The 4106-nt window shown below is 63.7% G+C and carries 6 protein-coding genes and 1 pseudogene; 1 reads left to right on the top strand and 6 read right to left on the bottom strand.

All coding sequences use genetic code 11. The annotated features are described in order from the left end of the window. Positions 1-77: 77 nt before the first annotated feature. Both E5W87_RS31890 and E5W87_RS31885 read right to left on the bottom strand, forming a co-directional pair. Positions 78-245 (bottom strand): hypothetical protein, encoded by a 168-nt coding sequence (locus E5W87_RS31890; protein ID WP_292406856.1) that lies wholly within the window; start codon positions 243-245, stop codon positions 78-80. Continuing rightward, positions 208-741, bottom strand: coding sequence for a hypothetical protein (locus E5W87_RS31885; RefSeq protein ID WP_292406853.1), 534 nt, complete (start codon positions 739-741; stop codon positions 208-210). Before E5W87_RS31885 ends, E5W87_RS31890 begins: the two co-directional genes overlap by 38 nt. A 95-nt stretch (positions 742-836) precedes the next feature. Here E5W87_RS31885 and E5W87_RS31880 point away from each other — a divergent pair, with 95 nt between their 5' ends. Further along, on the top strand, positions 837-1310 hold the full coding sequence (locus E5W87_RS31880) for a hypothetical protein (RefSeq protein ID WP_292406850.1): 474 nt from the start codon (positions 837-839) through the stop codon (positions 1308-1310). A 41-nt stretch (positions 1311-1351) separates the two neighbouring features. Here the strand turns inward: E5W87_RS31880 and E5W87_RS31875 are convergent, their stop codons facing one another. The 4 genes and pseudogenes from E5W87_RS31875 to E5W87_RS31860 form a co-directional block, all read right to left on the bottom strand. Further along, positions 1352-2107 (bottom strand): terminase family protein, encoded by a 756-nt coding sequence (locus E5W87_RS31875; protein ID WP_292406848.1) that lies wholly within the window; start codon positions 2105-2107, stop codon positions 1352-1354. Between the two features lie 284 nt (positions 2108-2391). Then, positions 2392-3030: pseudogene (locus E5W87_RS31870) on the bottom strand (terminase family protein); the annotation flags it as partial. Then, positions 2990-3385: a hypothetical protein gene (locus E5W87_RS31865; RefSeq protein WP_292406845.1), complete on the bottom strand. Its 396-nt coding sequence runs from the start codon at positions 3383-3385 to the stop codon at positions 2990-2992. The gene E5W87_RS31865 and the pseudogene E5W87_RS31870, both read right to left, overlap by 41 nt. A gap of 3 nt (positions 3386-3388) precedes the next feature. Next, a complete protein-coding gene (locus tag E5W87_RS31860; RefSeq protein WP_292406842.1) occupies positions 3389-3790 on the bottom strand; it encodes a hypothetical protein in 402 nt (133 codons plus the stop codon). Positions 3791-4106: the final 316 nt, after the last annotated feature.

Here is a 4106-nt window from a genome sequence, read left to right as displayed (position 1 = left end):
CCAGCCGCGCCAGCCGCCGCCAATACCACCAGGGCCAACCACCCCGGTTCCTGAACACCCGTTTCATCGCGCCCATCTCATACCCCCAGTAGCACGCGGCGCTGGCCGGTCAGATCGCTGGGCGACAGATCGGTCTTGATCGTGCTCAGCGTGCCCTGGCGCTGCTCGAGCTCAGCCCGAAGGGCTGCCTCGCGCGCCTGCACGTCCTTATCGGCAATGGTCGGTGTCGGTGGCAGTGGCTTCAAGGCGGGTGGTTTTTGAAACAGGCACATGGTTCCAGCTTTCTCTTGTCCAGTCGAAGAGGATGAAGGTTTCGCCGTTCCGGCCGTAGCCCGGCAGACGGCAGCGTTCAGTCGCGCCAAGCCGGCCAAGCCAGCGCAGCGCCAATTCATTGGCGGCCAGCGCCCGCGCCTCGACCCGCCAGGCGCCGCGCGCCGCAACCTGAGGACCCAGCACCCCGTGAAAGAACCGCGTAATCCCCGGCACGCAGCGCCTCATGCGGCGCGTGCCCCAACTCCAGGCGATCCACAGCCCGCCACGCTGCTCGGCAGCGCCAAAGCCAGACTCCGGGTTGCCGTCGAGCTCGGCGACATAGGCAAAACCCTGCAGCGCCGTCAGCGCCAGCAGCGCCGGCGACCACTGGTCGAACTGGCAGTCGATCTCGGCCCGGTCTTCGGGGCGCAGGTTGGCGGCGATGTAGGAGAGGTCGCGCAGAGTGGCGGGGATGATACGGAGGGTCACGATATTGCTACCGGAAGAAATGGATGTGCATTAAATAGGCGCGAGATATGAACTTCTCATCGTAGCGTACAGGTTTCGCAATCATGAGCTTTGTCATGACAATCGATCACTTAGGCGGTCATGACGATATCGCCTTGGCGCTAGGCAACATGATAGTAGCTTGGAGCGGCGCTGAGGCGACGCTAGTCCACGCTATGGCCATAGTTGGGAGCCTCGATATCAATCAGGCTAACAGTGGATTTTATCGAATCCCTACCTTCGAATCGCGGGTCAAGTTTATTCTTGCGATGATCCCAGATTGGGAAGCGTCGACATACGACAAACCGGCGATAATCAAAGCCATCGACGCCATAAGCGGGCTGGCGTCGACCCGAAACAGTTGGGTACACAATTCGTGGGTTGCGGACGTTTCACTTGGTGGCGGCGGGATTTTCGTTGTTAACGCTCGCGTTCCTCGCGGATCACAGAATCAATTGAAACCTGTGAAGGCACATGACATCCGACACCACGCTGAAACAGTGATCAGCCGAACGAAGATCTTATACGGTTTGCTCTTCCCACAGCCATAGTGTTGCCGCTCCATCTCTATCCGGGCGCTGAGCAAATTCGCTCACCTGAAAGCCCCCAGCGGATCACTCTGCCCCACCTGCCGCCTCGCGCTTTTGAACTCAGCCGGGTCGACCATCGCTTCCCTCAGCATCATCACGCCGTAGCGTGTCGCCGCCATCAAATCGTCGCGCAGCTTCACCACCTGGCCATCCCTACGGTGATAGAGCCGGAATTCCTCGAACCAGGGCAGAAGTGTCGAAAAAACCTTGAAGCGGCCGGATTGCATACGATCCAGCATCTCCATCAGCCCGGCCTCGACCGAAACCGAGCCATCCGGGAATTGCGCATGGCGGGTCAGCATGTTCAGCCCATGTGCGCCATATTGCCGGGCCAGCGCCACGCCGGCGCCCTCCAGCGTCTCGCGGCGGCCGTCGCGCGGCCACGCCCAGGGCAACCATTCGCCCCAGGGTTTGAGCGTCAGCGCCTGCATGGCAGGCGTCTGCTGCGACGCCCGGCAGGCTTTTGCGACATAGACGACATCGGCCTCCGTATCCCAGGCGAGTTCGACCGCGGCTGACGGATGGTCCCAGCCGAAATCCAGCGCGCCGAGGCGTGGCCAATAGCGCGGCAGCCGGAACGGCTCGCAGGAAATGTGCTCCTCGGCAATCGGAAAGATGCGGCCAGAGCCCAGCACCGGAATGCCTTTCGCCCTGGCTTCGCGCTCATGCACGGGATAGGCGGCGACGATCGCGGCGCGCTGCGCGGGCGTGTAGTGCCCGGCATCGTCGATGGTCATGAAGGTGACGTGGCGGGTCATTGTTCTTCCCATGTCTATTCAGGAAGTGGCTGTAGGCTATTGTTTCGAATAGAACTTCCGCACGAGTGAAAGCACAGCCGGCGATGCGCGCCCCCTTCTCCCCTTGTGGGAGAAGGTGGATCGGCGCGCAGCGCCGAGACGGATGAGGGGTGCTGGACGGAGTGCCGCCAGTGCCAAGCTGGAACACCCCTCATCGGACCGAGCTTCGCTCGGCCACCTTCTCCCACAAGGGGAGAAGGAAGGCAGGCCCCTCACCGCCCCATTCCCTCCACTTCCTCCGCCGACAAAAACAGCAGCACCACCTCCGACATGCCGAGCAGCGGCGTGAAGGTGACGATGGTGATGCCGCCCGTCGCGTTGGTGCGGGTCAGGCCTTCCGAATAGATGTCGATCGGCGGTTCCTCGTCGAACCAGACGCCGTGCAGCGTTTCGCCCTGCCACTTCTCGCGGCCCTTTTCAAAACTCTTGAACGACAGCACCGATTCATCGGCCTGCACATCTCCGCCGCCGCCATGACGGACCACGACGCTGTCCAGCCCATGCGGCGCGCCGCGCCCCATGATGGTGCTGAGAATGGCGCCGGCCGGGATCATTCCGGTGCCCCATGCCGCCGGTTGCTGCGGCGGGCCGATCAGGACGCGTTGCGGATTGTCCCGCGTGCCCTCGGCGGTGACGCCGGCCGCCCACAGCCGCACGGGCGTGTCGAAAACCTTGCCTTGCCACCACTCGGGATAACGGCCGGTGAGGTGCATCGCCCATTCGGCGCCGCCGGCCCTTGTCTTGCCGAGCTGGTTGCCGGCCATGAACAGCCGCTCGCGGTTGGTCGCGCCCGCCGCATGGAACTCGGCCTGCCTTGCATAGGGCCGGTAAGCGGCAAGCTGGTTAGTGCGGCGTCTTCGGTCCAGTTCCCTGAGCAGGCTCAGATACTCGGTCTTTGCGGTCGAGACCTGGCTTTGGGAGGCCCGGCTTGGCGAGAAACGGCCGGAGGACGGCTTCGAGGCCGCGGATGCGCTGCCTGATTTCGTCATCGCTCAATCCATCCAGGGTGTTGATGTTGGCGCCGAGATCCTTGGGCAGCACCGACAGCACGATCTTCAGATACTGGTCGGGTTTTTCCGCACGCACCTCGGCGATGACGCCGGCGCCATGCGCCCGGAAATCGGCGCGGATCGCTTCCAGAAAACCATCGGCCAGCGTCTTCTTCGCCCGCTTCGGCCGGCCGGAGGGCCTGGGGTCGGTCACATCAGGCGGTTCGTCATCGAAAGTACCCTCGGTCATGCCCTACCCCGCAGCCTCGGCGAGCGCCGCGATCTCGGGCTTCGCCGTTTTCTTGACTGCCGGCGTGGGTCGCTTGCGGGACTTCGCCCGCTTGCCGGCGCGCTTTGCCTTTGGCTTCCGCGGCCGGCTTGCGGCGTCGGGCTTCGCCGCGCCGGCGCCCGTCAGGGCTTTGAGCGCCGCTCTGGCGATGCTCACAGCACCGTCGCTGATGCCCGCCAAGGGAAAGCCAAAGCCACCGGCCGTATCGACGGGCCCGCCCCGCACCATGCCGATCAGCACGCCGGGCGCGACCTGCTCGAGATGGCCTGCGCGTAAGTGCGGTGCGGCGCCCTCGAATTCGCCAATGGCGCTGACGACCTCGCGGCCGTCATCGTCGGTGATGATGGTGGCGTAACGGCTGGACATGGGGATTCTCTGGTAGGCGTGGTTTGCGTTGCGGGAGGACCGAGATACTTTGACAAAGATCAGTGCGTGAAACCGACGACCACACGCGTCGCGTTCCTCCGCGCACCCCTCTGTCCTGCCGGACATCTCCCCCCTTGAGGGCAGGGCAATCGCATTTGGATTCTTGCGAAGATGGACCCCCACCCTAACCCTCCCCACAAGGGGGAGGGAACGCTGCCGCGCGCTTTTACTTCCCCTTTGGCGCCGAAAGGTAGGCAATTTGCCGAGGTCAGCGACAACGGAAGTCTCCCTCCCCCTTGTGGGGAGGGGTTAGGGG

Origin of the sequence: Mesorhizobium sp., from assembly GCF_004962925.1 — a bacterium.
In the GTDB taxonomy this organism is placed as follows: domain Bacteria; phylum Pseudomonadota; class Alphaproteobacteria; order Rhizobiales; family Rhizobiaceae; genus Mesorhizobium.
Note: the sequence above shows the minus strand (reverse complement) of the source record. Positions and strands in the feature narration are given on the sequence as shown.

Excerpts from the sequence above, each read along its gene's own strand:
- E5W87_RS31880 (WP_292406850.1), top strand. The coding sequence starts at position 837 with ATGACAATCGATCACTTAGGCGGTCATGACGATATCGCCTTGGCGCTA.
- E5W87_RS31860 (WP_292406842.1), bottom strand. The coding sequence starts at position 3,790 with ATGTCCAGCCGTTACGCCACCATCATCACCGACGATGACGGCCGCGAG.
- E5W87_RS31865 (WP_292406845.1), bottom strand. The coding sequence starts at position 3,385 with ATGACCGAGGGTACTTTCGATGACGAACCGCCTGATGTGACCGACCCC.
- E5W87_RS31875 (WP_292406848.1), bottom strand. The coding sequence starts at position 2,107 with ATGACCCGCCACGTCACCTTCATGACCATCGACGATGCCGGGCACTAC.